This window comes from Proteus sp. G2626 (assembly GCF_009915985.1).
Classification (GTDB): Bacteria; Pseudomonadota; Gammaproteobacteria; order Enterobacterales; family Enterobacteriaceae; genus Proteus; species Proteus vulgaris.
In genome coordinates, this window is sequence record NZ_JAABNH010000029.1 from 123,868 (window position 1) to 150,433 (window position 26,566).

At 35.3% G+C, this 26,566-nt stretch carries 23 protein-coding genes and 1 pseudogene; 16 read left to right on the top strand and 8 right to left on the bottom strand.

The window, feature by feature from the left end:
* Nucleotides 1–194: 194 nt before the first annotated feature.
* A complete protein-coding gene (gene aroG / locus GWJ05_RS16860) occupies nt 195–1,247 on the top strand; it encodes a 3-deoxy-7-phosphoheptulonate synthase AroG (RefSeq protein ID WP_036938387.1) in 1,053 nt (350 codons plus the stop codon).
* Nucleotides 1,248–1,321: 74 nt separating this feature from the next.
* Here aroG and GWJ05_RS16865 read toward each other — a convergent pair whose 3' ends face one another.
* Nucleotides 1,322–2,068, bottom strand: a complete 747-nt coding sequence (locus GWJ05_RS16865; RefSeq protein WP_115370397.1) for a tetratricopeptide repeat protein — start codon at nt 2,066–2,068, stop codon at nt 1,322–1,324.
* A 144-nt stretch (nt 2,069–2,212) separates the two neighbouring features.
* Here GWJ05_RS16865 and GWJ05_RS16870 point away from each other — a divergent pair.
* Nucleotides 2,213–2,680: pseudogene (locus GWJ05_RS16870) on the top strand (Hcp family type VI secretion system effector).
* Nucleotides 2,681–2,869: 189 nt separating this feature from the next.
* Here GWJ05_RS16870 and GWJ05_RS16875 read toward each other — a convergent pair.
* The 3 genes from GWJ05_RS16875 to modF all read right to left on the bottom strand — a co-directional run bounded on the left by GWJ05_RS16875 (nt 2,870) and on the right by modF (nt 6,471).
* On the bottom strand, nt 2,870–3,433 hold the full coding sequence (locus GWJ05_RS16875) for a hypothetical protein (protein ID WP_115370396.1): 564 nt from the start codon (nt 3,431–3,433) through the stop codon (nt 2,870–2,872).
* 430 nt (nt 3,434–3,863) lie between these two features.
* Nucleotides 3,864–4,616, bottom strand: coding sequence for a 2,3-diphosphoglycerate-dependent phosphoglycerate mutase (gene gpmA, locus GWJ05_RS16880; protein WP_036938379.1), 753 nt, complete (start codon nt 4,614–4,616; stop codon nt 3,864–3,866).
* Nucleotides 4,617–5,004: 388 nt separating this feature from the next.
* Nucleotides 5,005–6,471 (bottom strand): molybdate ABC transporter ATP-binding protein ModF, encoded by a 1,467-nt coding sequence (modF, locus tag GWJ05_RS16885; protein WP_161681517.1) that lies wholly within the window; start codon nt 6,469–6,471, stop codon nt 5,005–5,007.
* A 193-nt stretch (nt 6,472–6,664) separates the two neighbouring features.
* On the opposite strand from modF, the gene GWJ05_RS16890 reads away from it, so the two are divergent.
* The 5 genes from GWJ05_RS16890 (at nt 6,665) to GWJ05_RS18700 (ending at nt 15,160) form a co-directional block, all read left to right on the top strand.
* Nucleotides 6,665–8,206 carry a ShlB/FhaC/HecB family hemolysin secretion/activation protein gene (locus GWJ05_RS16890; protein ID WP_161681518.1) on the top strand — a complete coding sequence of 514 codons (1,542 nt, stop codon included), beginning with the start codon at nt 6,665–6,667 and terminating at the stop codon, nt 8,204–8,206.
* A 15-nt stretch (nt 8,207–8,221) separates the two neighbouring features.
* On the top strand, nt 8,222–13,555 hold the full coding sequence (locus GWJ05_RS16895; RefSeq protein WP_087803645.1) for a DUF637 domain-containing protein: 5,334 nt from the start codon (nt 8,222–8,224) through the stop codon (nt 13,553–13,555).
* On the top strand, nt 13,555–14,061 hold the full coding sequence (locus GWJ05_RS16900) for a contact-dependent growth inhibition system immunity protein (RefSeq protein ID WP_036938372.1): 507 nt from the start codon (nt 13,555–13,557) through the stop codon (nt 14,059–14,061). The genes GWJ05_RS16895 and GWJ05_RS16900 overlap by 1 nt, the downstream gene beginning before the upstream one ends.
* A 591-nt stretch (nt 14,062–14,652) precedes the next feature.
* Complete coding sequence (locus GWJ05_RS18695; RefSeq protein ID WP_115370391.1) at nt 14,653–14,961, top strand: contact-dependent growth inhibition system immunity protein; 309 nt, start codon at nt 14,653–14,655, stop codon at nt 14,959–14,961.
* 4 nt (nt 14,962–14,965) lie between these two features.
* Nucleotides 14,966–15,160 (top strand): contact-dependent growth inhibition system immunity protein, encoded by a 195-nt coding sequence (locus tag GWJ05_RS18700; protein WP_231039442.1) that lies wholly within the window; start codon nt 14,966–14,968, stop codon nt 15,158–15,160.
* 145 nt (nt 15,161–15,305) lie between these two features.
* Here the strand turns inward: GWJ05_RS18700 and modE are convergent, their stop codons facing one another.
* Nucleotides 15,306–16,097, bottom strand: coding sequence for a molybdenum-dependent transcriptional regulator (modE, locus tag GWJ05_RS16910; protein WP_087803643.1), 792 nt, complete (start codon nt 16,095–16,097; stop codon nt 15,306–15,308).
* 159 nt (nt 16,098–16,256) lie between these two features.
* Between modE and GWJ05_RS16915 the strand changes: the two genes are divergently transcribed.
* The gene (locus GWJ05_RS16915; RefSeq protein WP_071788544.1) at nt 16,257–16,400 is read left to right on the top strand and encodes an AcrZ family multidrug efflux pump-associated protein; all 144 of its coding nucleotides are present in this window, start codon (nt 16,257–16,259) and stop codon (nt 16,398–16,400) included.
* A 98-nt stretch (nt 16,401–16,498) separates the two neighbouring features.
* Here the strand turns inward: GWJ05_RS16915 and GWJ05_RS16920 are convergent, their stop codons facing one another.
* Nucleotides 16,499–16,639, bottom strand: coding sequence for a hypothetical protein (locus GWJ05_RS16920; protein ID WP_161681519.1), 141 nt, complete (start codon nt 16,637–16,639; stop codon nt 16,499–16,501).
* Nucleotides 16,640–16,885: 246 nt separating this feature from the next.
* Between GWJ05_RS16920 and modA the strand changes: the two genes are divergently transcribed.
* Genes modA through modC form a run of 3 tightly spaced genes read left to right on the top strand, consistent with a single transcriptional unit; the run spans nt 16,886 to nt 19,424 of the window.
* A complete protein-coding gene (modA, locus tag GWJ05_RS16925) occupies nt 16,886–17,656 on the top strand; it encodes a molybdate ABC transporter substrate-binding protein (RefSeq protein WP_087803638.1) in 771 nt (256 codons plus the stop codon).
* Nucleotides 17,657–17,673: 17 nt separating this feature from the next.
* The gene (gene modB, locus GWJ05_RS16930) at nt 17,674–18,366 is read left to right on the top strand and encodes a molybdate ABC transporter permease subunit (RefSeq protein ID WP_036938363.1); all 693 of its coding nucleotides are present in this window, start codon (nt 17,674–17,676) and stop codon (nt 18,364–18,366) included.
* On the top strand, nt 18,360–19,424 hold the full coding sequence (gene modC / locus GWJ05_RS16935) for a molybdenum ABC transporter ATP-binding protein ModC (RefSeq protein ID WP_036938362.1): 1,065 nt from the start codon (nt 18,360–18,362) through the stop codon (nt 19,422–19,424). Before modB ends, modC begins: the two co-directional genes overlap by 7 nt.
* Before the next feature lie 77 nt (nt 19,425–19,501).
* Here modC and GWJ05_RS16940 read toward each other — a convergent pair whose 3' ends face one another.
* Nucleotides 19,502–20,323, bottom strand: a complete 822-nt coding sequence (locus tag GWJ05_RS16940) for a pyridoxal phosphatase (RefSeq protein ID WP_115370389.1) — start codon at nt 20,321–20,323, stop codon at nt 19,502–19,504.
* 149 nt (nt 20,324–20,472) lie between these two features.
* Between GWJ05_RS16940 and pgl the strand changes: the two genes are divergently transcribed.
* Complete coding sequence (gene pgl / locus GWJ05_RS16945) at nt 20,473–21,462, top strand: 6-phosphogluconolactonase (protein WP_036938357.1); 990 nt, start codon at nt 20,473–20,475, stop codon at nt 21,460–21,462.
* A gap of 60 nt (nt 21,463–21,522) precedes the next feature.
* Here the strand turns inward: pgl and bioA are convergent, their stop codons facing one another.
* Nucleotides 21,523–22,797 carry an adenosylmethionine--8-amino-7-oxononanoate transaminase gene (gene bioA / locus GWJ05_RS16950; RefSeq protein WP_036938354.1) on the bottom strand — a complete coding sequence of 425 codons (1,275 nt, stop codon included), beginning with the start codon at nt 22,795–22,797 and terminating at the stop codon, nt 21,523–21,525.
* A 103-nt stretch (nt 22,798–22,900) separates the two neighbouring features.
* Here bioA and bioB point away from each other — a divergent pair, with 103 nt between their 5' ends.
* From bioB to bioD, 4 genes are read left to right on the top strand one after another with little or no spacing between them, the layout of a single operon-like run.
* Complete coding sequence (gene bioB / locus GWJ05_RS16955) at nt 22,901–23,938, top strand: biotin synthase BioB (RefSeq protein ID WP_036938351.1); 1,038 nt, start codon at nt 22,901–22,903, stop codon at nt 23,936–23,938.
* A complete protein-coding gene (gene bioF / locus GWJ05_RS16960) occupies nt 23,938–25,101 on the top strand; it encodes an 8-amino-7-oxononanoate synthase (protein ID WP_036938348.1) in 1,164 nt (387 codons plus the stop codon). Before bioB ends, bioF begins: the two co-directional genes overlap by 1 nt.
* Nucleotides 25,076–25,840: a malonyl-ACP O-methyltransferase BioC gene (gene bioC / locus GWJ05_RS16965; RefSeq protein ID WP_036938346.1), complete on the top strand. Its 765-nt coding sequence runs from the start codon at nt 25,076–25,078 to the stop codon at nt 25,838–25,840. Before bioF ends, bioC begins: the two co-directional genes overlap by 26 nt.
* Nucleotides 25,833–26,516: a dethiobiotin synthase gene (gene bioD / locus GWJ05_RS16970; protein ID WP_036938343.1), complete on the top strand. Its 684-nt coding sequence runs from the start codon at nt 25,833–25,835 to the stop codon at nt 26,514–26,516. The genes bioC and bioD overlap by 8 nt, the downstream gene beginning before the upstream one ends.
* The last annotated feature ends 50 nt before the right edge of the window (nt 26,517–26,566 follow it).

Consider the following 26,566-nt stretch of genomic DNA (forward strand, 5'->3'; position numbering starts at 1 on the left):
TTTATTCTTATCTTTAACGCAATTTCAAATCATTATTTTGCTTAAGTGCGCTATTTCCATTTTTGGCGATTTTTTAGAAAGGTGACTATAGATACTTTAGGGTGAAAGGGTGTTTACAGATAGAAAACGAATGGTTAGATTGGGAAAGCAATAATAACATTGACTAGATAACATAAAAGAGTGGATACACGGGAATGAATTATCAAAATGATGACCTTAAAATAACACAAATTAATGAACTCTTACCGCCCGTCGCTTTATTGGAAAAGTTTCCAGCGACTGATAATGCGGCTTTTACAGTTCGTCATGCCCGTGAAGCTATTCATCAAATCCTAGCAGGAAAAGATGATCGTCTATTAGTAGTAATTGGACCTTGTTCTATTCATGATCCGAAAGCTGCGTTGGAGTATGCGCAACGGTTAAGCCTCATTAGAGAAGAGCTTAAAGATAAACTTGAAATTGTTATGCGTGTTTATTTTGAAAAACCACGTACAACCGTAGGCTGGAAAGGTTTAATTAATGATCCTCATATGGATCATACCTTTGATATTAATGAAGGTTTACGTATTGCTCGTAATCTTTTATTAACCATCAACGATAGTGGCTTGCCAACAGCTGGCGAGTTTTTAGATATGATAACGCCTCAATATGTTGCTGATTTAATGAGTTGGGGTGCCATTGGTGCTCGTACTACAGAATCTCAAGTACACCGTGAGCTTTCGTCTGGCTTGTCTTGTCCTGTTGGTTTTAAAAATGGTACAGATGGAACCATTAAAGTTGCTATTGATGCAATTAATGCCGCGGGATCGCCACACTGTTTTCTTTCTGTCACTAAATGGGGCCATTCAGCCATTGTGCGCACAGCAGGTAATGGTGATTGTCATATTATTTTACGTGGTGGTAAAGAGCCAAATTACAGCGCTGAACATGTTGCAGCAGTAAAAGAAGGGCTTAAAAAAGCAGGTTTACCACAAAATGTGATGGTTGACTTCAGCCACGCTAATAGTTGCAAGAAATTTGAGAAACAAATGGAAGTTGGTGCTGATATCTGTCAACAAATTAGTTCAGGTGAAAAAGCATTAATTGGTGTTATGGTTGAAAGCCATTTAGTGGAAGGTAGCCAGTCATTAGAGAGCGGTGAACCTTTGGTTTACGGTAAAAGTATCACTGATGCTTGTATTGGTTGGGATGATACTGAAACGCTGTTACGCCAATTAGCAGATGCAGTTGTCGCTCGTCGCGGTTAACTGATATTATTTCAGCACACAAACTGTAATACCGTTGATAATTAATCAACGGTATTTTTTTATGAAAAAATAAGTTAATCATGTATCTTCAGTAGATCAAGCCTAAATTTAGCGGGTTTAAATCCAAGCTCATATGACTTTTGATACCATTCACATGCTTTTTCTTTGTCAGCAATGACACCCAATCCTTTTTCATACAAATAACCGATATTATAAATAGCTGAGGGATCATTATCTTCAGCCGCCTTTAAATAGAAGGTCATTGCTTTCTGATAATCCTGCTCAACTCCTAAGCCATGTTGATATGAATAAGCAATATTATTGTTTGTTTTGATATGTCCATTACTAACTGCTTTTAAATACCACTCCATTGCTTTTTCGTAGTCTTGTTTAGTACCAAGACCATCTAAATATAAAAGACCTAGATTATTCTGTGCTCTACTAAAATTCTGCTCTGCAGACTTTAAATACCATTCAATTGCTGTATAGTAATTTTGTATAACACCTAAACCATCATCATACATATATCCTATATAAAACTGTGCAGTAGGATTATTTTTACTAGACGATTTTAATAGCCACTTCATGGCCAGTTCATAATCTTTAGGGAAATATAAATTTCCATTAATGTAGAAAGAACCTATTTTTGCTTGAGCTTCCGCATTCTCGTTATAAGCAGATAATAAATAAAACTTGCGGGCTTTGTTTTTATCATTCTTAGTAAAATAAATATCGCCTAAGTAAAGTTGATAATGTGAAAGACTTTGTTTAAATAGAGATGGAGAAGGATCATTTATTCTCCTTAAATGGAAATAAAACAAACATTATTATAATCATAATAATGATAAATAGAATGGTAGCTATTTTTAATTTCATATTAATGTCCCTATTCTTTATTTGATTTTTAATGTTTTATTATAGTAGTATATTTGAGATTATTATAATTAAAGGATTAAAAAAATAAAATGGGAAACTTAATTTATTTAACAATCGAAGGAAAACAACAAGGTTTGATTTCAAGAGGATGTGGAACAGTTGACTCTATTGGAAATAAATGCCAAGAAGGAAAGGAAGATGAAATTATTATTATTGAATATAGTAGCACGATAACAAGAAATCAAAATGTATCTCATCATCCAATAGAGTTTATTAAAAATATTGATAAATCATCACCTTTGTGATTAGTTGCTATTTCTAATAATGAAGTTCTTAAATTAACATTTGATTTTTATAGAACTTCACAGCACGGTAAAAATGAAAAATATTATACTATTGTATTAAATCAAGCTTCTATTGTCGATTATTCTACTCGTTATCCACATAGTATAAATAGTAATAGTTCCCAACCGGAAGAGTCTGTTCTTGTGCAATATAGAGACATAACTTGTAGCCACCATATTGCAGGAACATCAGGATATAGTATCGCAGATTAATTATTTTTTGAATTTAATAAAGCAACATAAGCTTGTAAAAGCTCGTATGTATCATGCGAGTTTTTATTCTCTATTATATTTAGAATAGGGCTAATATCTTCTTCAAAAAAAAGATAAGTTAAAGATAGTTGCTTATTATCTAATCTATAATATAACTCCGGACTAAGAGCTCGTAATCGTCTAGATGCTCTATCTAATTTTTCTATAAAACCATAAGAGCTCACTAAAACAATTGTAATATCTATCCATCCTTTTGATAATTTTTTTGTTTTTTAAACTTGCTTTTGATTTAAATATGTTTAATCTTAAAATTGCACTTCTGGTAATTAGGTAAATAATTATGGATAATAGTAATTTTCTTACTACGGTATTTTCTATAAAGGATGGTACTTCATTAAATCCATTATAGTATGCAAGTTCATTAACTTTATATTTGGTTGCATCTGTATCAATGGATAATTCTCTTGTATTTAGTATTTTATTCAATTCATTTTTTTGTTGTTCATCTAAATTTTCATAAATATACTCACCAATAATAGTTCCTGCAATATTTACAACTTCAGAAGGATTTTTAGCATAAACTAAAAGATGTATCGCTTCGACATCTCTATCAAAAACGGGATTTTTTGAGGGAGGTGCTCGTAATAAATGGTGATAAAGATAAACATCAGATAATCTATCTAGACCCAGTGCTGTTGTTTCAATGAGGCCGAGAGTACCTGATACGGCTTGATCTGAAATAGCCTCGGCCATTTCTTCTAATGATTTATTTTTTAGATTTTCATACCCTTTTCTGAGTGAGCGAGATAGTGCTTGTCTTTCTGTATAAAAAGGTTGTTCATGAAGTTCTAAAATTGACCCTTCTGGAGAACAATATCACCAAGATCCATAAGAGTTATAATTACACTCAGACATAAAATATCCCTATTTTAATATGCGTTTGTTATAAGCGTTTTATATTTATAAATAATTAAATTACTTAAAATCTAATATTAAATACTTAATAACTGCAAGTGATAATTTAATATTTTTTAATTAATACTATCGAGTTAAATATTATATTTTTAATGTAAAATAAACAACAATGTGAAAAAATTGAAATCTAGAAATTTAATATAAAAAAATACCGCTATTTCTAGCGGTATTTATAATATAAACCTAAATAAATAGATTTAAAGCAAAATTATTTCGCTTTACCTTGGTTAGCAACAGCGGCTGCTTTTGCTGCGATTTCGTCAGCATTACCTAAGTAGTAACGTTTGATTGGTTTCATGTTTTCATCAAATTCGTAAACTAAAGGTACAGCTGTTGGGATATTCAGCTCAAGAATTTCATCTTCGCTCATGTTGTCTAGGTATTTAACCAGAGCACGCAGTGAGTTACCGTGAGCTGCAATAATCACTTTCTCACCAGAAGCAACACGTGGTTTGATAACTTCTTCCCAGTATGGTGTTACACGGTCGATAGTTAATGCTAGGCTTTCTGTTAATGGCAGTTCTGCCGCAGTTAAAGATGCATAACGAGGATCTTTACCTGGGAAACGTTCATCGTCTTTAGTTAATTCTGGTGGAGTGATAGCAAAACCACGACGCCATTGTTTAACTTGCTCATCACCATATTTTTCAGCAGTTTCAGCTTTGTTTAAGCCTTGCAGAGCACCGTAATGACGTTCGTTTAATTTCCAGCATTTTTCAACTGGCAGCCATTGTTGATCAACTTGATCAAGAATGTTCCACAGGGTGTGAATTGCGCGTTTCAGAACAGAAGTATATGCATAGTCAAATACGAAACCTTCAGCTTTCAGCAGTTTACCTGCTTCTTGCGCTTCATTACGGCCTTTTTCGGACAGCTCAACGTCAGTCCAGCCTGTAAAACGGTTTTCTTTGTTCCATACACTTTCACCGTGTCGAACTAGCACAAGCTTAGTTACTGCCATAGTTTAGACTCCTATAATTACTTTCTTAATATAAGTTTAAAATTAGCACTTCAATCATTATATGGATCATCGACAAGAACGCCAAACATAAGTGACAAAACAAGGGGGATTAAGTCAAAAATGTCGTTTGTTCGATGAATTATTGCACAGTTGTCACACCTTTTGCTTAATCGTTCAAGCTATTAATCTAGCGGGATCGGCGTAAAAAAACAAAATATCCGTTTTGTATAAAAAATAGACGAAAATGACGTCCATAAAAACGACAGATCTTTTATTTATTATTGTTTAAATAACAAGCAAAAAATGTCGATTTAAATAAAAATTCAGACCTAAGTTTAGCGTTAATTTCTAAAATCATTGCCCTGATTATGACAGTAAAAATCATCATTTAACAAATTTCTTGCTGGTAGCGATAAATTTCGCCTTCTTTAATAAAAGTCAATCGATGAGTAATACACGATGGCGCATCTTCTTGATGGTGGCTTACAAACAAAAGTTGCGTATTACTGTGGCTTATCATGATATCGATAAAACGTTGTACTAAGAGTCGGTTCGTTGTGTCTAATCCTTGTAGTGGTTCATCAAGAATAAGCAAGGTAGGGTGTTTAACTAAGGCTCTAACAATTAACACTAAGCGTTGTTGACCCCACGATAAAGAATGGAATGGATGATTAGCATGTGAGGTTAAACCAATTAACGCTAACCATTCATCAGCAAGTTTAAGCTGCTTATCTGTAATGGCTTGATAAATGCCAATAGAGTCATGAAAGCCTGAAATAATGACATTTTTTACCGTTGAAGAAACACGATAACTTTGATGCAAGGCATTACTGACATAACCAATATGACGTTTAATTTCCCATACTGTTTCACCACTTCCTCTTTTACGACCAAATAGCGTCAAGTCATTGCTGTAGCCTTGAGGGTGATCGCCCGTAATTAAACTTAATAACGTCGATTTCCCTGCACCATTAGGGCCTAAAATCTGCCAATGTTGCTGAGGTTTTACTTCCCAGCTTAAATGGTGAAGAACAGGTTTATCGTTATAGCTCACTACGCCATCTTTTAACACGATAGGAGAAAGAGTCGGTGATAATTGAGGAATGGCATCAGGTAGATCTTGTTCAGGTAATGTGAGATTTTCCAGCGTTTCGCTGTGAGATAATTGCCCTATTACAGAGTCAGATAAAACCTGCTCTTTCTCACCGTTGGCGACTAATTCGCAATTAGTGAGTAGACCTGCATACTGAATAAAATCAGGAATATCATTAAAACGATTTAGAATGAGTACGATAGTCAGATTTTGTTGATGTAATAGTGTTAGCAATTCATTTAAAGCACGGCGAGAATCAACATCTAATCCATCAAAAGGCTCATCTAAAATAATTAAATCAGGTTTATTCATTAAAAGTTGAATAAGCAATATTTTTCGAGATTCACCAGTAGATAGATATTTAAAACGTCTTGATAAAAGGTATTCAACACCAAATTGCTTTGCTAGTAAAAAGCATCTGTCATCATCTTTAACCTGCATTTGAATAACTTGAGCAACGGTTAAGCCAGTATCTTCTTCACCTTCACTTAATAAATCTGTGTTATTACGACGCCACTCTTCTTCAATCATTTTTTGCTGTTTTTCAAAAGAGAGGCTAATTGGACGAGAAAATGTGCTGATAAATTCACCAGAGAGCAAAATACCTTCTTGGCATAATGCGTTTGCTAAGGCGGTTTTGCCACTTCCATTACTGCCTACAAATGCCCAACTTTCACCTTCATTTATGGCTAAATTGTCAATTTGTAAACAGAGTTTATCGCTTAAGCGAAATTGTGTTTTGTTGAGTTGTAAGTGTTTCATTATTATTAGCCTTATTTTTTTAATGTAAGCTAAGTGCAAGTTAAGTATCTAGCAATATAGGGTTAATAGAAACTTGTCAATATTTGCTGAAAGAACTTTTTCCAAAAGCCTTATACATCTACTATTTAATGATAACCTTTAAAATGCGTTTCCTATGTAAATATATAAACATCTCTTTAAGGATGACTTATATATGCATAAATTTAAAAAAATAAACTTATTCTTTTTTATATTTTTACTCATTAGCAAAAATAGTTTTTCTTCGAATAATAAAAATGTAAATAGTAATTGCTTTCTTATTGATAAAGTTGATCTTACAGAAAATACTCTATTAGATTATAGACAGAAATCTAAATTAATTTCACCGTATCTACAAAAATGTCTAACATTAAATGATATGCATGAGATCGCTAAATCAATTACTAATAATTATATTGAAAAAGGTTATGTAACCTCACAAGCTATTATTCCAGAGCAGGATCTTTCTAATCATAAGTTAGTAATAAAGATTATTGAAGGTAGAATAAAAGATATTTCTATCAATGGTGTTTCATCTAGATTAATTGATATTATTTTTCCTTCCTTCAAAGAGAAAATTTTAAACCTACGAGATTTAGAACATGGATTAGAACAGCTTAATCGATTAACAACAACGCAATATACATTGGATATTCAACCAAGCGATAGTGTGGGATATTCATCTGTAACCATTAATCGAAAAGCTAAAAAACTTCCTTTAAAGAATCGATTAACAATTGATAATTCGGGAACAGAAACAACAGGAAAGATCTTACTTACTAATACAACAACAATAGATTCTTTGTTTGGCTTGGGTGAGCAGTGGATTTTTTCACTAAAAACAAATACAGATTTCCTTCATACTCACTATTCTCGTGCTTATACTGCAAGTGTGAATATCCCTTATGGTTATTGGTTTTATCAATACCAGTTATCTCATAGTAGTTCATCTTATTCCTTCCATGATAATCAAAAATATATTTATAAAAACAAAAATAGAGATCAGCAATTTGATATTAATCGTCTAGTCTATCGAGATAATAAACAACGAATAACACTAAAGGGAATGTTAAAGCATAAGAAAGCAAAAACACAATTAGCACAACAAAAATTATTAATAAATAGCCCCACATTAACTTCTTTATCATTTAGCCCTGAATATACTTTAAGGTTACATAATGGATATTTAATTATTAATCCAACTGCTGAGTTTGGGATCTCTCTTTTTGGCGCGACACCTGATTATATTGCTGATAATTCACCTCGAAGTCATTATCGAAAATTGAGTTTAAATTTAAGCTATCAATATTTATTGACTGATCAGTTTTCCTATCTCACTTCATTTCATAGTCAATATACGCCTGATAACCTTTATGGTTCGGAAAAAATAGCAATAGATGGAATAAAGGCTGTTCGTGGATATAAAGAAACAAATTTTAATGCTAATAATGGGTTTTATTGGCGCAATGAAATAAATATATCACCAATAACTTCGTTTTTAAGTAAATGGAATTTTATTTTTGCACTTGATTATGGTGTCGCCCATTCAGATCAATATGAAACAGAAAAGAATAAAATAATTGGAAGTTCAATAGGTGCTTCTTTTTATCATTCCACTTTTTCTTCTCAAATTTTAATTAATAAACCTGTGTTTTATCCCAAATCATTAAAGCCAGATTGCTGGTCTTTTTATTGGTCCATTTCTCTTGCTATTTAAATGTTAGGAGTTTTTATGTGTGAAAAGGATATTTCTTGGAAACAACGTTTAATAAGTTATAGCATAGCTTATGTAATTGCTATTTATCCATTACATCCAGCTTGGAGTTTAGCAATTACGCCCTCCGATAAAACGATTAAAGTCAATCAGCACAATACTGTTCCTATTATTAATATTGTAGCACCTAATGATCTTGGTATTTCTCATAATAAGTTTCATTCGTTCAATGTTAGCAAGCAAGGTGTTGTAATTAATAATGCGACAACTTCTGTTAATACACAATTAGCCAAACAAGTAAATGCCAATACTAATTTAAAAGGAAGTGCTGCTCATTTAATTATTAATGAAGTGGTGGGAAATGGGCGCTCACAATTACAAGGAAAATTTGAAGTCGCGGGAGAACAAGCGAAAGTTGTTATTGCTAATCCAAATGGCATTACGTGTGATGGCTGTTCATTTATTAATACTCCTACAATTACGCTAACAACAGGAAAACCTCTTTTTAACCCTCAAGGTGCTTATTCGGCAATAGAAGTGAAAAAAGGTGGTGTTGTTATTGGCAAGCAAGGCATAGATCTCCGAACTCAGGATTATGCCGACATTATCAGCCGCAGTATTGAGTTAAATGGAAAAATTAACGCTAAAACCCTTTCTTTAATGCAAGGAAATAACCGTATCGATTTTGATAAAGGTACAGTAAATAGCATTAATGGTGAAGGCGTTAAACCTACGCTGTCTATTGATACGAAAGCGCTAGGTGGAATGTATGCCAATCAAATACGTCTAGTTAGTACAGAAAAAGGTGTCGGTGTTAATTTAAGTGATATTAAAACGAACCAAAACAGTGTGAATTTAACCGTTGATGGAAAAATTACCTTTAATGGCAATATTCAATCTGATCAAGATATTAATGTTAGTAGTAAAGAACTACAAATTAATAGTAATACAAAGTTAAAAGCAAAAAGAGATATTACTTTAGCAACTAATACGCTGATTAATCATAGTAAAGTTATCTCAGAGAAAGATATGCGTTTATTTGCAGATAAACTCACTAATAAAAATGAAAAGGCACTTATTCAAGCGAAAGATAATTTATGGATACAGAGAAATGCGCAGGGTGAACCAAGCACTTTAATTGAAAATCAATCAGCCACGATAAAAACAGAAAAGGGTGATTTGATTATTAGAACTAAGAAATTGGTTAATGAATCTATAACACCTTTATTTAAAGAGATAAAACAAGAGCCTAATTCTAAAGAATTTTACAGTGTTAGAAATCAATTTATTCCATCTTATCCAAGTAGTAGTTTTTCTCAGGGTAATTATGAAGCATATATTATTTCTTACATACCTGAATTAATCGATGAGAAAAATAAAAAATGGTTTGGTGTGGCAAATTTAAATGATGATTATGGTATAAATACTGAGAGAGAAAAAGTAGATTTAATTTCAAGTTATATCGGTTCTAAAATTATTTCTGGTAATAATTTATACATTCAATCCAATAGGATTTTAAATAGTCAATCATATATTTTAGCAAATAATAATTCTATTTTAACTGGAGAGAGTGCTTTTTTTTTAAATTACTCAATAGGTCAGTTAGATAAGTGGGTGATATATGAAAATAGAAGTCCTTTCCCAGAAATAAATTCACTATTTGAGATACCAAATAATTTAGTTGAAAAATCAAAGTATAAAAAAGTATATTTATATATACCATATATTTCCACTGATATTTATAGTTACCATTTTAAATTTGGAAAAAACAATGAACATATCAGAGCAGAAGAGAATTTAATTTTAGATTTTAAGAATAGCATTAATATAGAAACTAATCCCCCATCTAAGTATTCATCAATAAAAAAATCAATAAACAAGTTACACTCAGGTTATAATGTTTTAGCTAATAACATATTGATTAATTCTAATTCTATTAATATATCGTCAAATATAAATTCAAATAATGAATTATCTGTTATCTCTAGTGGAGATATTATTGTAAAAGATTCACACCTCTCATCTAAAAAATCATTAAGCTTAATTTCAAATAAAAATATAGAGCTTAACCAAGTAGATCTAACAGCAAAAGACGGTGTTGTTCTTGCTAAGAATGGAAACATTGATTATACATTAAATCCCATTTCTGCATTTAATGAAAATGATGTTTTAACTCCACCGGCTATTAATGTCTCTGATTCTATTTTATTTCAATCTGGAAAAGATATAACTTTTAATAATATTGAAATTAATAATGCTAACTTCTTAAGCTTAATTTCACAAGGTGATATAAAAATTCAGAGAAATGAATCGGAACTTTTTAAGATATTACCATATTTTCATTTGTATAATAAAGAGCCTGCATTATCAAAAACGGAAAGCTGGAAAACGCGAGGTGATATTATATTTACGGCTGGTAAAGATATTATTAGTCAAGGAATAAAATATCACAGCGATAAAGCTATAACCTTTAATGCAGGACAGGATATTTTCCTTGCCTCAAAATCAATAAAAGAAGCCGATCCTTTTTTTAGTGATATTCATTATCCTCAATTACAATCTAAGTTATTTTCAGACAATAACCTTATCTTAAATGCAGCGCGTGATATTGATTTAAGTTCAACAGTATTAAATTCAAAAGATAAAGTCATTGTATTAGCAGGTAGGAATATAAAGCTGGGTACAAATGCTTATTCTGCCATCAAAGATCCCCACGAAGATTCTCAAGATATCCAGTATAGCACAGCGGCCATTATAGGAAATAAAGGTATTTCGATTGCGTCATCAGGTGCGTTAATAACAGAAGGTAGTTCACTCAAATCAGACGATAACATTACGATATCCAGTGGTGGTAATATTCAATTAGGATCGGTAAAAACACATTTTCGTAAAGAGTCGGGTTCTAAGTTAGAAGAACTTCGCAAACAAGTCAGTACTGAAATTAATAGTGGTAATAATTTAACTCTATTATCTGAAGGCAGTATTTTATTTCAGGCATCAAAATTGATTGCCAATAAAGAGATAGATATTGCTGCTAAAGGTGGATTTCTTTACGCACAAGCGATGGAAGAATCGAGTTATTACGAAGAAGAGAAGAAAAAATGTAATCGATGGACTTTATGTACTACCAAAAAGAAATATACGAAAAAACGTCATAATACAAATAATAAAGTTACCGATTTCATCGCTAATGGCGATATTAATTTATTTGCTAAAGATGATATTACCTTAGAAGCGAGCAAACTAGAAACAGCGAAGAATGCAAAATTAACCAGTAAAACAGGAAAAGTTAATTTTAAAGCAGTTAAAAATACAGCATTTAAGCAAGTTATTACTAATTCAAAAGATATTTATATTACTCAGCGCGATCAGGGATATATAAAAGAGAGTTGGGCATTACCGACACTTTATATTGGTGGAAAACTGACTATTGATGCTCCTAAAGGAATATCTGCTGATATTAAAGCTCAAAAAGGACAATCACTAGAACAAGCATTAACAGTTTTAAGTAACACTCCAGAATATGCATGGCTTAAAGATCTTCAACATCATCAAAACGTCAATTGGAATTTAGTTAAGGATACCTATTCTGATTGGGATGATAAAACAAAACAATTAAATCCTGTTGTTGGTGCGGTTATCGCTATTGCAGTGGGAGTTGCCACTTACGGTACAGCAACCGCGGCAACTATTGGTGGAATGGCAAGTAAGGCAACCATTGCGGCGGGCGCTTCAGCAAGCGTGGCTTCAACGGCATCGGTTGCAGCACAAGCAGGTTTTGCCTCTTTAGTTTCGCAAGCGGCGGTCTCTTTAGCTGAAAACCAAGGCAACATCTCTAAAACACTTGAATCACTGGGGCGTAGCGACACGGTCAAGTCTGTGGTGACGAGTATGGTTGTTGCGGGGGCACTTCAGGGCCTTGACCAATTTATGGGGTGGGATCAAGCAATCCAAGGTGGAACATTACCTTCAACAGGTAAGTTACTTGCGACCGATAGCGCAACATGGAATCAAGTTGCACAACGCGTTGCCTCTCATTCAGTCGTCAGTTCAACATTGGGCACTACCATACAAGGTGGCAGTTTTATTGATAATTTTAAAACCGCGCTATTAAGCAATATCGGTAGTCAGCTTCATGCCGAAGGCGCCAATTTAATTGGTGATAATGGCGCGGTATTAGGGCATGCAGGAAAGGTTTTAAGTCATGCAACATTATCTGGTTTATCTGCCCAAATTAGTGGAGGAAATATTAATGGTGCAGTTATAGGTAGCTTAGCTGCTGAAATTGCTGCTATTTCATTGGGTGATAACACTATTAAGGCTGAGGAATGGCAGAGAAAATCAGAATCACAAGCGCAATTTGTTAGATTATTTGGTGGTATTGCCGGTGGTGTTTTTACTGGTGAGCCAGGTGGTGTATATAGTGGTGCTAGTTCAGCTGAGAATATATTCCGTTTCAACCATTTATTTCATGATATTTCGATGGATTTCGATCGAGAAATACATAAATGTGGGTCTAATGCTGAATGCCTATCAAAGATAATCGACAAATATACAGTTTTTAGCAATGAAAATAGTTTAAAACTAGATGTTGAATTAAATACTAATCCGTTAGCAGTTATAGAGATCAAGAAAAAAAGAATTGAAAATGCACTTGAATTAACTAAAAGACCATATTGGGCTAGCTATCTTGGTGCTGATACAATGCAAACTGAGATAGCTAAACAATATGTTCAATATTGGAATTCGCAAGATTTAGATAAAATAGATGTAAACACTCCTTCTTGGTTAAAGTTTTCATCGTGGATCTCAGAGCCAGATAACCAGTTTTTTCTTGTTAGTGCTGGTTTTTTAGTTAAAGAATTAAGCGATTTTGCTATTAGATATTTTGGTAGAAATTCAGCAAGTAAAACAATTTCTGCTTCTGAAATTGGTATGAAATGGTCTTCTGGGGGAGGAAATATAAATACACAAGGAATGTCATGGGAAAACTCTATTGCGAAAAGCTTACCTGTTCACACTAGATTGCCAAAAAATTTTAAAACATTTGATTTTTATATTGCTAAAGATAAAGTAGCAATAAGTGCAAAAAGCCTAGATACTCAAACGATGAGTAAACTTAATCGACCAAAACAAATTTATAATACAATTAAAGGTAATATAGATGATGCTGCAAAATTTGAAGGTTATAGATTGTCAGGAGTTAATTTACATTCAGAAATGATAGCAAAACGAGAAATTTGGCTTGCTGTACCACAATCGACAACAAAGGCCCAATGGATTGAAATTAATCGTGCGGTAGCTTATGGAGAAAGTATGAATATTGAAGTAAAAATAACGCAGGTAAAATGATGACGTTTATTAACGATAATGAGTATTGTGCTTTGATAGTAATGACAGATAAATTTTTTTGCTTAAATACGGAATCTGGCTATGGGCTAATGACACTCGATCCTAATTTTTCATCAATTATACTTTCTTTAACATGTTCAAATAAGGAGCTTGGCGAAAGTTTAATTAAAGTTTTAGAGAATAGTCGAACTCAGCTCAAAGATGAGGAATATGACAAACTCTTTAAAAAGGAAAATATAAAAAAAAACTGGGATTCATGGCTAGAATTATTACAGTATAAATATAACTATCGCTCAAAACGTCAACTTTTAGCTAATATGCTAAATTGTTCTGTTTATCTTTCTAATAACAAAATATTAATTTCACCTTCTCACCATTCAAGTCTTGAAGGATGGGAAGGAATAGGGGCATCCCATAAGGTTATTTTATCGCTAGATAGCTCATCTGATGAGATAGGTTTGGGTATTCGGCTTGCATTTAGTCGGTGTACTACGAAGAGATTTTAACTTAATGAAAGTGAGTATTTTTGTATAATTGAAATATAATATATATGTGAATTATTAGGCAATAAATAATTAAATGTTTTTAATTTGATTTTTAATTGAATTGATAGGGATTTTTCTTTTTTGAGTTTTTAATGAATTATATGAGTACCGCCCAGTAGGGTATGAAGGAGAAAATAAAATTGGTGATTATTTTCGTTTTATTGTCCCTAGTATTTATGCTTCGATTGAAGATATTCCTGAAGATTTAAGAAAATATGTTGTAGTCTCTGATAATATTGATTTTACTAAAGATAGATTACTCGATAATAATAAGATTAATGATTATTTTACTCGTATGTACTCAAAATAATTTTAGTTACTAAATTTTAATGAGAAAATTATTTAATCCAAAAACTATTGCTTAATATGACAATTAGGTGATGGTTTTTTATTTAACGATAATTATCTAAGTTGTTTATAAAAAGGGAAGTAAAGATGATTATAAACTACTGAATGACAGGAATTAATCAATGGAAAATAATTAGCTATTCAATTAAAAATGCATCTTCAAAGAATATTAGGTTTAATATTACTGTAATTGAGGAGTAGTTAATGATTATATCGAAGGGCTATAATTTATATGCGGATATTTACTTTAATTATGATTACTATATTATAGTAACTATCTCGGGATGCTATATCCACTTTATGGATTTAAAAAATGGATATAACGTTTTATCTAAGAATATCACTGATGATAAGTTAGGTCATTATTCAAAAATTTCTTTAAGTAATAGTAGAAAAATAGAAAGTAACTCACAAGAATTTAATGAGATGTATAATGATAAAAAATATTATTCAGAGTGGGTAAAAAAAATAATTAAAGAATATAGTTATAAAAATAAAATAGCTCATATTTGAAAATATGAACTTATGTGGTTTAAGCTTTATAGGTAATGAAATTATTATTAAGCCTCAAAACCATTTACGTATGGATCATTGGGTCGGCGAGGGAATACCTGATAGCGCAATTATTACGTTAAAAAGCAATTGTAGTGACGAGGTTTTAGGTGCCTCAATAAAAGAAGCATTTACGCGTTGTATTAGTCGAAAAGTTTAAATGGATATTAAAATTACCTTATATCAATCAAGTGTAAGGTAATTTTATATAATTTAATCAATTAAAAACCATCACTTAATATTATTGTTAAAATAATAACTAAGTGATGGTTTTATCTTTTATTTAAAAGTAATCATATTAATGATTAACACAGTGTTGCAACAATCACCTGATCAGCATTAAATAAAGCCGTTACGCTGTCATTAATATGTAGTTTTTGCTCTTTAACATGCTGATTAGAACATGTGGCACAAACTTCTTGTCCACCTTCTAATGTCACCACTAATTCGCTGTTTTCACTACCTGTCTCAATTTGAGTGAGTGTGCCTGAAAGCGCATTGTCATATTGCTGTGTTAAAGAAGTTCCTTTTTCAATATTGACCCAAGGTGCCTTAATTAAAATCAGTACTTCTTTACCTTTTTTAAGCCCTAGGCGATCAGCGCTTTTCTCTGTTAAAGCAGCACGAATGATCGTTTTTCTATCTGCAAGTTGCACATTAACATGTTGTTGAACTTGCAGGTTGTCACGCTCAATAATCGTACCAAAAAATTGGTTTCTAGCGCTGGTTTGTAATGAAAAACGAGAAATAGCCGCTAAAAGACTATCCAGAGGGAGTGAATCATCTTTCAATACATCAAAGGCTTTTTGCTGAATTTGACCGAGCAGATCGTAAAGTTGAAGTAAGCGCTCACAATAATGTGTGAGAGTTGCACCACCGCCACCTTTACCGCCTGTTGCTCTATCAACAAGAAGTTCGTCCGCGAGTTGATTCATTTCATTAATGGCATCCCAAGCACTTTTATAACTAATGCCCGCCATTTTTGCCCCTTGGCTAATTGAACCTGTCGCCTTGATCTGTTTTAACAATGCAACACGACGAGGATCGGCAAAGAGCTTATCTTGAAGTTTAAGAGTTAATAATATTTCTGCTTGCATAATGATAGGCTTCTTCTTTTTTTGTGTGTTTATCGCATTTTTTGTGCCGACACAAAGCGATAATTCTCTAGAATATATACATCTATAGCGTTATTATTCGTCATTCGTGAAGAAATGCCAACTCTGGCTTTCCGAATATACCATGATAAAGAGGTTATCATGCTTGAATTATTGAAAAGTTTAGGGTTTGCTCTCTTGATGGTACCTGTTGTAATGGTACTGATTATGGGCATCATTTATGGTTTAGGTGAAGTGTTTAACTTGATTTCACCAAGTCAGCCAAAAGCAGACAAAAAATCATAATTTCTCCCTTCCTGATTTAGAACAGCCCTTTATTTTGTAGAGGGCTGTTTTTTTATCTACGCGTACTTGTCATACTTCAAGCCACAGCGTCATTCGCACTAGCCACATAACTCATGATACTCGTCATACTTCAAGCCACAGCGTTGTTGGCTGTGTTCATTCGCATTAGCCACATACTCATGATACTCGTCATACTTCAAGCCACAGCGTTGTTGACTGCGTTCATTCGCACTAGTCACATACTTATGTATGCTCCTAGCGACTCATTCACTTGTCGCCTAGCTGTGACTTGAATTATTTAGAGTATCTATTCACACATTTTAAATTGTCGTGTTGTTGAGTACGCTTCTATTTCTATTTTTTACCTCTATTTTTATGGTTATATTTATTGATATATAACCAGTTTCTAACATCTAATTCTTTCATTTTACGCTGTATCTTGGTATATACAGCGTGTCATCCTTTAATTTAAGTGGAATTAGAACATGAAAAAATTATCAGGCAAGCTACTTGCTGGCGCAGTTATCTCTTTTGCTTTAGTAAGCCAAAGTTTTGCATCGGAAAAAGTAACGGTATTTGCTGCCGCTTCTCTGACCAATGCTCTTAATGAAATTTCGGCACAATATAAGCAAGAAAATAAAACTGAAGTTGTTGCATCTTATGCCTCTTCTTCAACACTGGCTCGTCAAATTGAGCAGGGTGCACCTGCAAATCTGTTTATTTCAGCAGATCAGCAGTGGATGGATTTCGTTATCGATAAAAATTTAATGGTTGCAGATTCACGTCATACACTATTAGGTAATGATTTAGTACTCATTGCCCCTAAAGATAGTAAATTAAATGACGTTGTTATTAATAAGGAAACTAAATGGAAATCCTTACTTAATGGCGGAAAACTAGCCGTTGGCGATCCTGACCATGTGCCTGTTGGTATCTATGCGAAAGAATCATTAGAATATTTAGGCGCATGGGATACAGTAAGCCCAGATATGGCTCGTACTAATAACGTGCGTAGCGGTATGGCGCTGGTTGAACGCGATGAAGCACCATTAGGTATCGTATACGGTTCTGACGCGGTTGCGAGTGATAAAGTGAAAGTGGTCGGCGTATTCCCAGCTGATAGCCACAAACCTGTTGAGTATCCAATGGCAGTTGTAAAAGGTCAGGACAATAAAGCAGCTCGTGATTTTTATGACTATCTGAAAACACCTCAAGCCGCAGAAATCTTTAAGAAATACGGCTTTAGCCCACTGTAGGAATTATACTTTTGGAGATGTTAAGTGAATACGAATGGCAAGCCATCATACTAAGCCTTAAGGTATCGACTGTTGCAGTTATTATTAGTCTACCTTTTGGTATTTTTATGGCTTGGCTTTTAGTTAGGGTACGTTTTCCCGGTAAATCATTGCTTGATAGCATTATCCATTTACCTTTAGTTCTACCTCCTGTTGTGGTTGGTTATCTTTTACTGATCAGTATGGGGAGACGTGGATTTATTGGTGAATGGCTGTATGACTGGTTTGGTTTTAGCTTTACCTTTAGTTGGCGAGGCGCAGCACTTGCATCCGCAGTCGTTGCATTTCCATTGATGGTAAGAGCGATCAGATTAGCATTAGAAGCTGTCGATCAACGTATGGAACAAGCAGCGAGAACCTTAGGGGCCTCACCGATACGCGTCTTTTTTACCATAACGTTACCTTTGTCTATGCCAGGGATCATCGCAGGAATTGTGTTGGCATTTGCGCGCTCATTGGGAGAATTTGGCGCAACAATCACTTTCGTCTCCAATATTCCGGGGGAAACAAGAACTATTCCTCTAGCAATGTATACCTTGATTGAAACACCGGGTGCGGAAATGGATGCGGCTCGTTTGTGTGTTATTGCAATTATTTTGGCGCTCGTCTCTTTAATGGCTTCAGAGTGGCTAACTCGTTGGGGTCGTAAAAGATTGGGGGGCGTATGCTAGAGATGAATTTTAAACAGACGCTAGGATCACTGCGTCTGGAAGTCAATACTGAACTACCAACAGAAAGTATTACCGCTGTTTTTGGTTTATCTGGAGCCGGTAAAACCTCATTGATTAATGTGATTGGCGGTTTAACCAAGCCAGATTCAGGACGGATTATATTAAATAATCACACACTGGTTGATACAGAAAAGAAAATTTATCTGCCACCTGAAAAACGTAAAGTGGGTTATGTATTCCAAGATGCCAGACTGTTTCCTCATTACACTGTAAAAGGAAATCTGCTTTACGGTATGTCGCCGACAATGAAAGTGCAGTTTGATCGCATTATTCATTTATTAGGGATTGGTCATTTACTCACTCGTTTTCCTATCACTTTATCAGGCGGTGAAAAACAGCGTGTTGCCATAGGACGAGCGTTATTAACAGCGCCTGATATTATGTTGATGGATGAGCCTTTGGCTTCACTTGATTTACCGCGTAAACGAGAGTTACTGCCATATTTAGAAAAGCTCTCACAAGATGTACAAATTCCTATTTTGTATGTGAGTCATAGCCTTGATGAAATTATTCGACTTGCAGATAACGTCATTGTGATGGATGCAGGAAAAATTAAGGCGACAGGTAAGCTGGAAGATGTATGGGCAAGCAGTGCATTACGTCCTTGGTTACAAAAAGAGACACTCAGCAGTATCGCGAATGTGATGGTAGTAGAACACCATAGCCATTACGATATGACAGCAACGGCTTTCGGTAATCAAGTGCTGTGGTTGCCTCAAATCGAGACTAAAATTGGTCGTGATGTTCGTGTTCGTATTGATGCTTCTGATGTGTCACTGACTACCACTCGCCCATCAAATAGTAGTATTCGTAATATTTTGCATATGAAAGTGGTTGAAACCATTAAAAATGATGGCCAAGTTGATGTGAAACTTGTCAATGATGGTAATTATTTATGGGCAAGGATCACGCCTTGGGCAAAAGATGAATTGAATATTCAAGAAGGGCAATGGCTTTATGCGCAAATTAAGAGTATTTCACTAAGCCGCCATCTTTGATTTATCCGTTATATGTGTCGATAAAAAGACCTCATTAAAAACGAGGTCTTTTTCTTTTAGCTGAGGTAAAAATAAGGCTAAGACAAAATATATTTATGAATAGTTTCAGCAATACCTGGTTGTGAATTCACTTTAGTGACCATTCTTGCGCGTGCTTTTACTTCATCTGAAGCATTACCCATTGCAACACCTAAGCCAACATGCTCTAGCATGCTAAGATCATTAAAATTATCACCAAAGGCAATAACGTCACTCATATTCATACCATTCGCTTCAACCCAGCGTTGTAAACGACGACCTTTACTGTTGCCTTTTTTGGCGATATCAACTTGATCAACCCAAGACCATTCACACTCTAAACCGACTTGTTGCTCAATTTTTTCAACTAAAGTGCGTAATTCATCGTGATCAGGCGTTGTTGTTGCAATTTTCCAAATGGCATTAACATCATGCATGGCTTGATAGAAATCATCGACTTTGATTAAATTTGGACGCTGTGCAGTAGGTAATGTTTCTGACCATTTTAAAGTGCGTTGCACTGGGGCTGATAGTTGGTCATACATCATTGCATCATCAGCATAAACTAAGTGATGTACATCTGTTTGTTTAACAAGATCTAATACTGCGCTGGTTTCTTGAGTCGTTAATGGATCGGATTCCAGTACCTTTTTACCAATATAATCATAAAGGTAAGTCCCATTACAGCAGATCGCAGGGGTATTAAGATCGAGTGCTTGATAGAATGGATGAATAGCAACATGATGACGACCTGTTACAATTAAAACTTTAACACCTGCTTTTCTTGCAAGATTGAGTGCTTCTAAAGATTCTGGCAGGATACGTTTTTGGTCATCAAGCAGTGTGCCATCAAGATCCAAAGCAATAACGCGATATGACATAAATAAGCCCCTTGATAGTATTAAGATGCAATGTTGCTGATGGTACACGTTAACCAATAAAAGATAAACTAGCTTAATCGTGACAAGTAAACGTTAGTTATTCTATTATTCTTTACAAATCAATGGGTAATCGGTTTTAAGGAGAAGGGATGAAACAGGTAGTCTACATAGCATGTCCAGAGAGTCAGCAAATCCATGTTTATGCATTAAATGCTGAAGGTGAAATGGATTTATTGCAGATTGTTGAGGTTGCAGGGCAAGTACAACCGATGATTGCAAGTGCGGATGGAAAATACCTTTATGTTGGGATCCGTCCTCATTTTAGTGTAGTGACATTTGCGATTACGGCCGATGGTCAGTTAGAACAAAAGGCGATGACTTCCATTCCAAGCACACCTGTCCACTTATGCCTAGATAAAACAGAGCGCTTCTTGTTTGTTCCTTCTTATCATCAAGGCAATTTGGCTGTTTTACCTATTAATGAGAAGGGGATCCCGCAATCACCTATTCAACTGATTGAAGGATTAGATAAACCTCACTCGTCGAATATTGATTGGAATAATAAACAACTGATTGTACCTTGCTTAGGTGAAGATCATATTCGTTTATTTAATTTATTAGAAGATGGGCATTTAACAGAAGTGGGTACTGAAGAGCTGACAACAGCACAAAATGCAGGGCCTCGCCATATGGCATTCCACCCTAATGGTAATGTATTTTATTGCCTTAATGAATTAGATGCGACAATCAATGTTTATTGTCGTATGGGGGATTTATATCGTTTAATGCAAACGGTTGATATTGTGCCTGAAACCTTTAACAGTACTCGTTGGGCATCAGATATTCATATCACACCTGATGGTCGTTTTCTTTATGCCAGCGAACGCTCTGAAAGCTTTATCTGTGCGATGGCAATCTCTGAGGCTGGTGATTATCTACAACCTGTAGGACATTACCCAACACAGGCACAGCCTCGTGGCTTTAATCTTGATAATACAGGCAATTACCTGATTTCTTGTGGTCAAAAATCAGATTTTGCTTCTGTTTCTCGTATTGATAAACACACGGGTGCATTAACTGAATTAGCGTGTTACCCAGTAGGTAAAGGTGCAATGTGGGTTACCGTTGTGACGAAATAAAAATCACTGAAAACCTCTAGCAAAACATTACCTTGCTAGAGGTTTATTTTGATGAAAGATTTATGAGATATTAACCACTTTCTCAATAGCTTGAGTGAGTTTAGTTAGGCTTGCTGGTGGTATAATAAATGGTGGCATAATATAAATAAGCTTGCCAAAAGGCCTGATCCAAACCCCTTCCTCTACAAAGATTTTTTGTAATTTTGCCATATTAACGGGCTCGTTCATTTCGACCACGCCAATCGCACCTAAAACCCGCACATCTTTGACACATTTAGCCTGTTTTAACGGTAATAGCTCGCGTTTTAGTTGTTTTTCAATTTCTGCAACTTGGTTTATCCAATCGCCATTTGCTAATAGAGATAAACTGACATCAGCAACAGCACAAGCCAAAGGATTTCCCATATAAGTAGGGCCATGCATAAAGCAACCCGCATCACCTTGACTGATGGTTTCGGCAATATGACGCGTGGTTAAAGTTGCTGATAAGGTCATGTAACCCCCCGTTAATGCTTTACCTACACACATAATATCAGGAGAAATTCCAGCGTGTTCACAGGCAAAAAGTTTACCTGTTCGGCCAAAACCCGTAGCTATTTCATCGGCAATGAGTAATACATCAAATTCGTCACACAGGGCTCTTGCGCATTTTAAATATTCAGGATGGTAAATCCGCATACCCCCCGCGCCTTGAACAATGGGTTCAAGCATAACGGCGGCAATTTCTTGATGATGTTGCTCTAGTGTTGAGCGTAATGAGTTGATATCAGCTGGATCCCACTCTTCATAAAAGCCTGTTTTGGGTGCATCTACAAAGAGATGATTAGGCAAGTAACCTTTGTAAAGACTGTGCATGGAGTTATCCGGATCACATACTGACATCGCGCCAAAGGTATCACCATGATATCCCTGTTTTAACGCCACAATACGTTGACGTTTTTCACCTTTAGCTTGCCAATATTGCAAGGCCATTTTCAGTGCGACTTCAACGGACACCGAACCTGAATCCGCTAAGAATATGCATTCAAGAGGCTCTGGTGTTATCGCCAATAATTTACGACAAAGTGATACTGCTGGGGGATGAGTAATGCCACCAAACATAACATGAGACATATTGTTTAGTTGCGTGGTAACCGCATGATTAAGCTCTGGATGATTATATCCATGAATTGTGGCCCACCATGAAGACATTCCATCTATCAATGTTCTGCCATTAGCTAAGACTAATTCAACGCCTTTAGCACTAACAATAGGATAAGCAGGTAACGGATGACTCATCGAGGTGTATGGGTGCCAAATGTGGCGTAAATCGAAAGCGATATCTTCAGGTGTCATTTTATTTTTCACTCAATCATGTAAACCAAGGGTGATCAATTTTAGTTGACATGATAACCCTATTATTTAAACTGGCAATCACTTTTAAACAGGAGATTGTATTGTGAGCACACTAAAACGCTGGACATTAAAAGAAGCCAGAGCATTGTTTGATATGCCATTTTTAGATTTGGTTTTTCAAGCACAACAAGTGCATCGTCAACATTTTGACCCTTCACAAATTCAAGTCAGTACGTTGCTTTCTATCAAAACAGGGGCTTGCCCTGAAGATTGTAAATACTGTGCTCAAAGTGCGCGCTATAAAACAGGATTAGAAAAAGAGCGCCTAATGGAAGTGCAACAAGTGATTGAATCGGCAAAAAAAGCAAAAGCGGCGGGTTCAACCCGTTTTTGTATGGGGGCCGCTTGGAAAAATCCGCATGAACGTGATATGCCTTACCTTGAGCAAATGGTAAAAGAAGTGAAAGCACTGGGTATGGAAACCTGCATGACTCTGGGTAAATTAGATGATTCACAAGCTAATCGATTAGCCGATGCGGGGCTGGATTTTTATAACCATAACCTTGATACCTCCCCTGAATTTTACGGCAGTATCGTGACAACGCGAACGTATCAAGATCGTTTAGATACACTTGATAAAGTTCGCAATGCAGGCATTAAGGTATGCTCTGGTGGAATTTTAGGGTTAGGTGAGGAAGTGAAAGATCGCGCGGCAATGTTGGTGCAATTAGCCAATTTGCCACAACCTCCAGAAAGTGTGCCGATTAATATGTTAGCCAAAATCAAAGGTACGCCATTAGCTGATAATGAAGATGTCGATCCTTTTGATTTTATTCGTACAATCGCCGTTGCTCGTATCATGATGCCACGCTCTTATGTACGCCTTTCTGCCGGTCGTGAGCAAATGAGTGAACAAACACAAGCATTCTGCTTTATGGCTGGGGCGAACTCTATTTTCTATGGTTGCAAATTATTAACAACAACCAATCCGACCGAAGATAAAGATCACCAATTATTCCGTAAATTAGGCTTAAATCCTGAACGATTAGCAGTATCTATGGGCGACAATCAGCAAGAAGATGCTTTGATGCAAGCTGTTGCCAATAAAGACACTGAACAATTTTATAACGCGGCACTGTAATGAGTTGGCAAACCTATTTAGATAAACAACTTAATGGGCGTAGAAATACGCCATTATGGCGAAAACGCAAAGTGATCAAACAGGCTACGGGGCGCTTTTTGATCACAATATCAGGTGAAAAGTACCTTAATTTTTCAGGCAATGATTATTTAGGTATCAGTCAACATACGGATGTCATTAAAGCATGGCAACAAGGTGCTGATAAGTACGGTGTAGGTAGCGGTGGATCAGGTCATATCACCGGATTTACACAAGCTCATGCGCAATTAGAGCAACATCTCGCAGGTTGGCTGGGTTACGATAATGCACTGCTATTTTCATCTGGTTATAGTGCTAACCAAGGCGTGATTTCGGCATTACTTGAAAAAGGCGATGCCATTATTGCAGATAAACTTTGCCATGCTTCGTTAATGGAAGCCGCCGTATTATCACCAGCCACATTATGGCGTTTTTTACACAATTCTCCTGACTCTTTATCTCAACGACTTAATAAAACGTTGGCTAGTAAAACCTTAGTGGTTACCGAAGGGGTATTTAGCATGGATGGAGATCAAGCGCCATTAACAGAAATGGCAACAATAAGCCGACAACATGATGCATGGCTAATGGTCGATGATGCGCACGGTATTGGTGTTTTAGGTAAAGAAGGTCGAGGTAGTTGTGATGAAGCGGGTATCAAACCTGAGCTATTAGTGGTGACTTTTGGTAAGGCTTTTGGTGTCAGTGGGGCGGCAGTGCTTTGTAACCAGTCGACAGCGGAATTTTTTGAACAATATGCTCGTCATCTTATTTACAGTACCTCAATGCCACCAGCACAAGCTATCGCTTTAAATACTACTCTAAATGTCATTAAGCGAGCGGATAATGAGCGAGAATATCTACAGCAATTAATTAATACCTTTCGCCAAGGTGTTGTTTCGCTTCCTATTAAATTATTACCTTCACAAACGGCTATTCAGCCAGTAATTATTGGTGATGAGCAATTATGCCAAACACTTTCAGATTATCTGCAATCTAAAGGGCTTTGGGTAAAAGCCATCTTTCCACCTACAGTTCCACCTCATAGTGCACGTTTACGAATAACGTTAACCACTCGCCATCACCTTTCAGATATTAAGCTGTTAATCGAGACGCTTCATGCATTCTTTAGTCAAAACAGATAAACAACGTATAGCTCAAACATTTGGTAAAGCGGCGATTCATTATGATAATCACGCTAATATTCAGCGCTACAGTGGCAATAAATTAATGGATTTAGCACGTTATGATAGTGGCAATATTGTCTTAGATGCAGGATGCGGAACCGGGTATTTTAGCCAAAAATGGAAACAACGCGGGCGCTTTGTTATTGCACTCGATTTATCACATACGATGCTACAAGTAGCAAAACAACAACGACGGGCAGATGGTTATCTACAAAGTGATATAGAACACTGTGCGATTGTGCCACAAAGTATGGATATCGTATTTAGTAATTTAGCGATGCAATGGTGTGATGATTTATCCGTTGCAATTAACTCACTCATGAAAGTGGTAAATAAAAAAGGCGCGCTTTATTTTTCAACACTCGCTACATTGACTTTGCAAGAAGTCAGAAATGCTTGGCAATCTCTTGATAACCATCCGCATGTTAATCCTTTTTTATCTCTTCAAGATATTGAGAAAGCGTGTTGTGGTTTTCATTGTCAATTTTCTACTGAAACAATCACCGAACACTATGATTCATTACATGCGTTGTTTGCTTCTTTAAAGGGCGTTGGTGCCAATTTTGTGCAAGGTGATAGACAAAAAGGGTTAATGACTCGACAAAAATTTCGTGCACTAGAAAAGGTGTGGAAAACAGATTCAGGTAAATATTTACTTACCTATCAAATTGTTATAGGAAAAATATCACATGGCTAAAATAGTGTTCTTAACAGGTACAGATACAGAAGTGGGTAAAACCGTTGTGAGTAGTGCACTATTGCAATGTGCTACAGAGCAAGGATATCAAACCGTAGGCTATAAACCTGTTGCTTCAGGAAGTGAGTGGCTAAAGGAAGGTTTGCGTAATTCGGATGCATTAACACTGCAAAAATTCAGTACAGTAAAATTGGATTATCACCGTGTTAATCCTTACTGTTTTGAAATACCTACATCGCCTCATATTGTCAGCGGCGAAATGAATCAGCCTATTGATTTTAATGTAATGTCAGAAGGTTTATCTTACTTAAAACAGCAAGCAGATTGGGTTTTAGTCGAAGGGGCTGGTGGATGGTTTACGCCATTGTCGGAAAACCAATTTTTCTCTGATTGGGTTATTAGTGAACAGCTTCCCGTTATTTTAACGGTAGGGATTAAATTGGGTTGTATTAATCATGCGTTATTAACGCAACAAGCAATTATTCAGTCTGGTTTAACATTTGCGGGTTGGATTGCTAATGAAGTTGAGCCAGCAGGGCGATATCAGAAGGAATATCTGGCAACATTAAAAAAACATATTAAAGCTCCGTTCTTAGGCAAGATACCCTATTTAAATGAAACAAAAGAGCATAATTTTAGGCCTTATCTTGATCTTTCTTGTTTAAAACTAGGTTGATAAGCTTCTCTCTGGTAAATAATAAAAGTCTATTTTTTAAGCCAATAAAA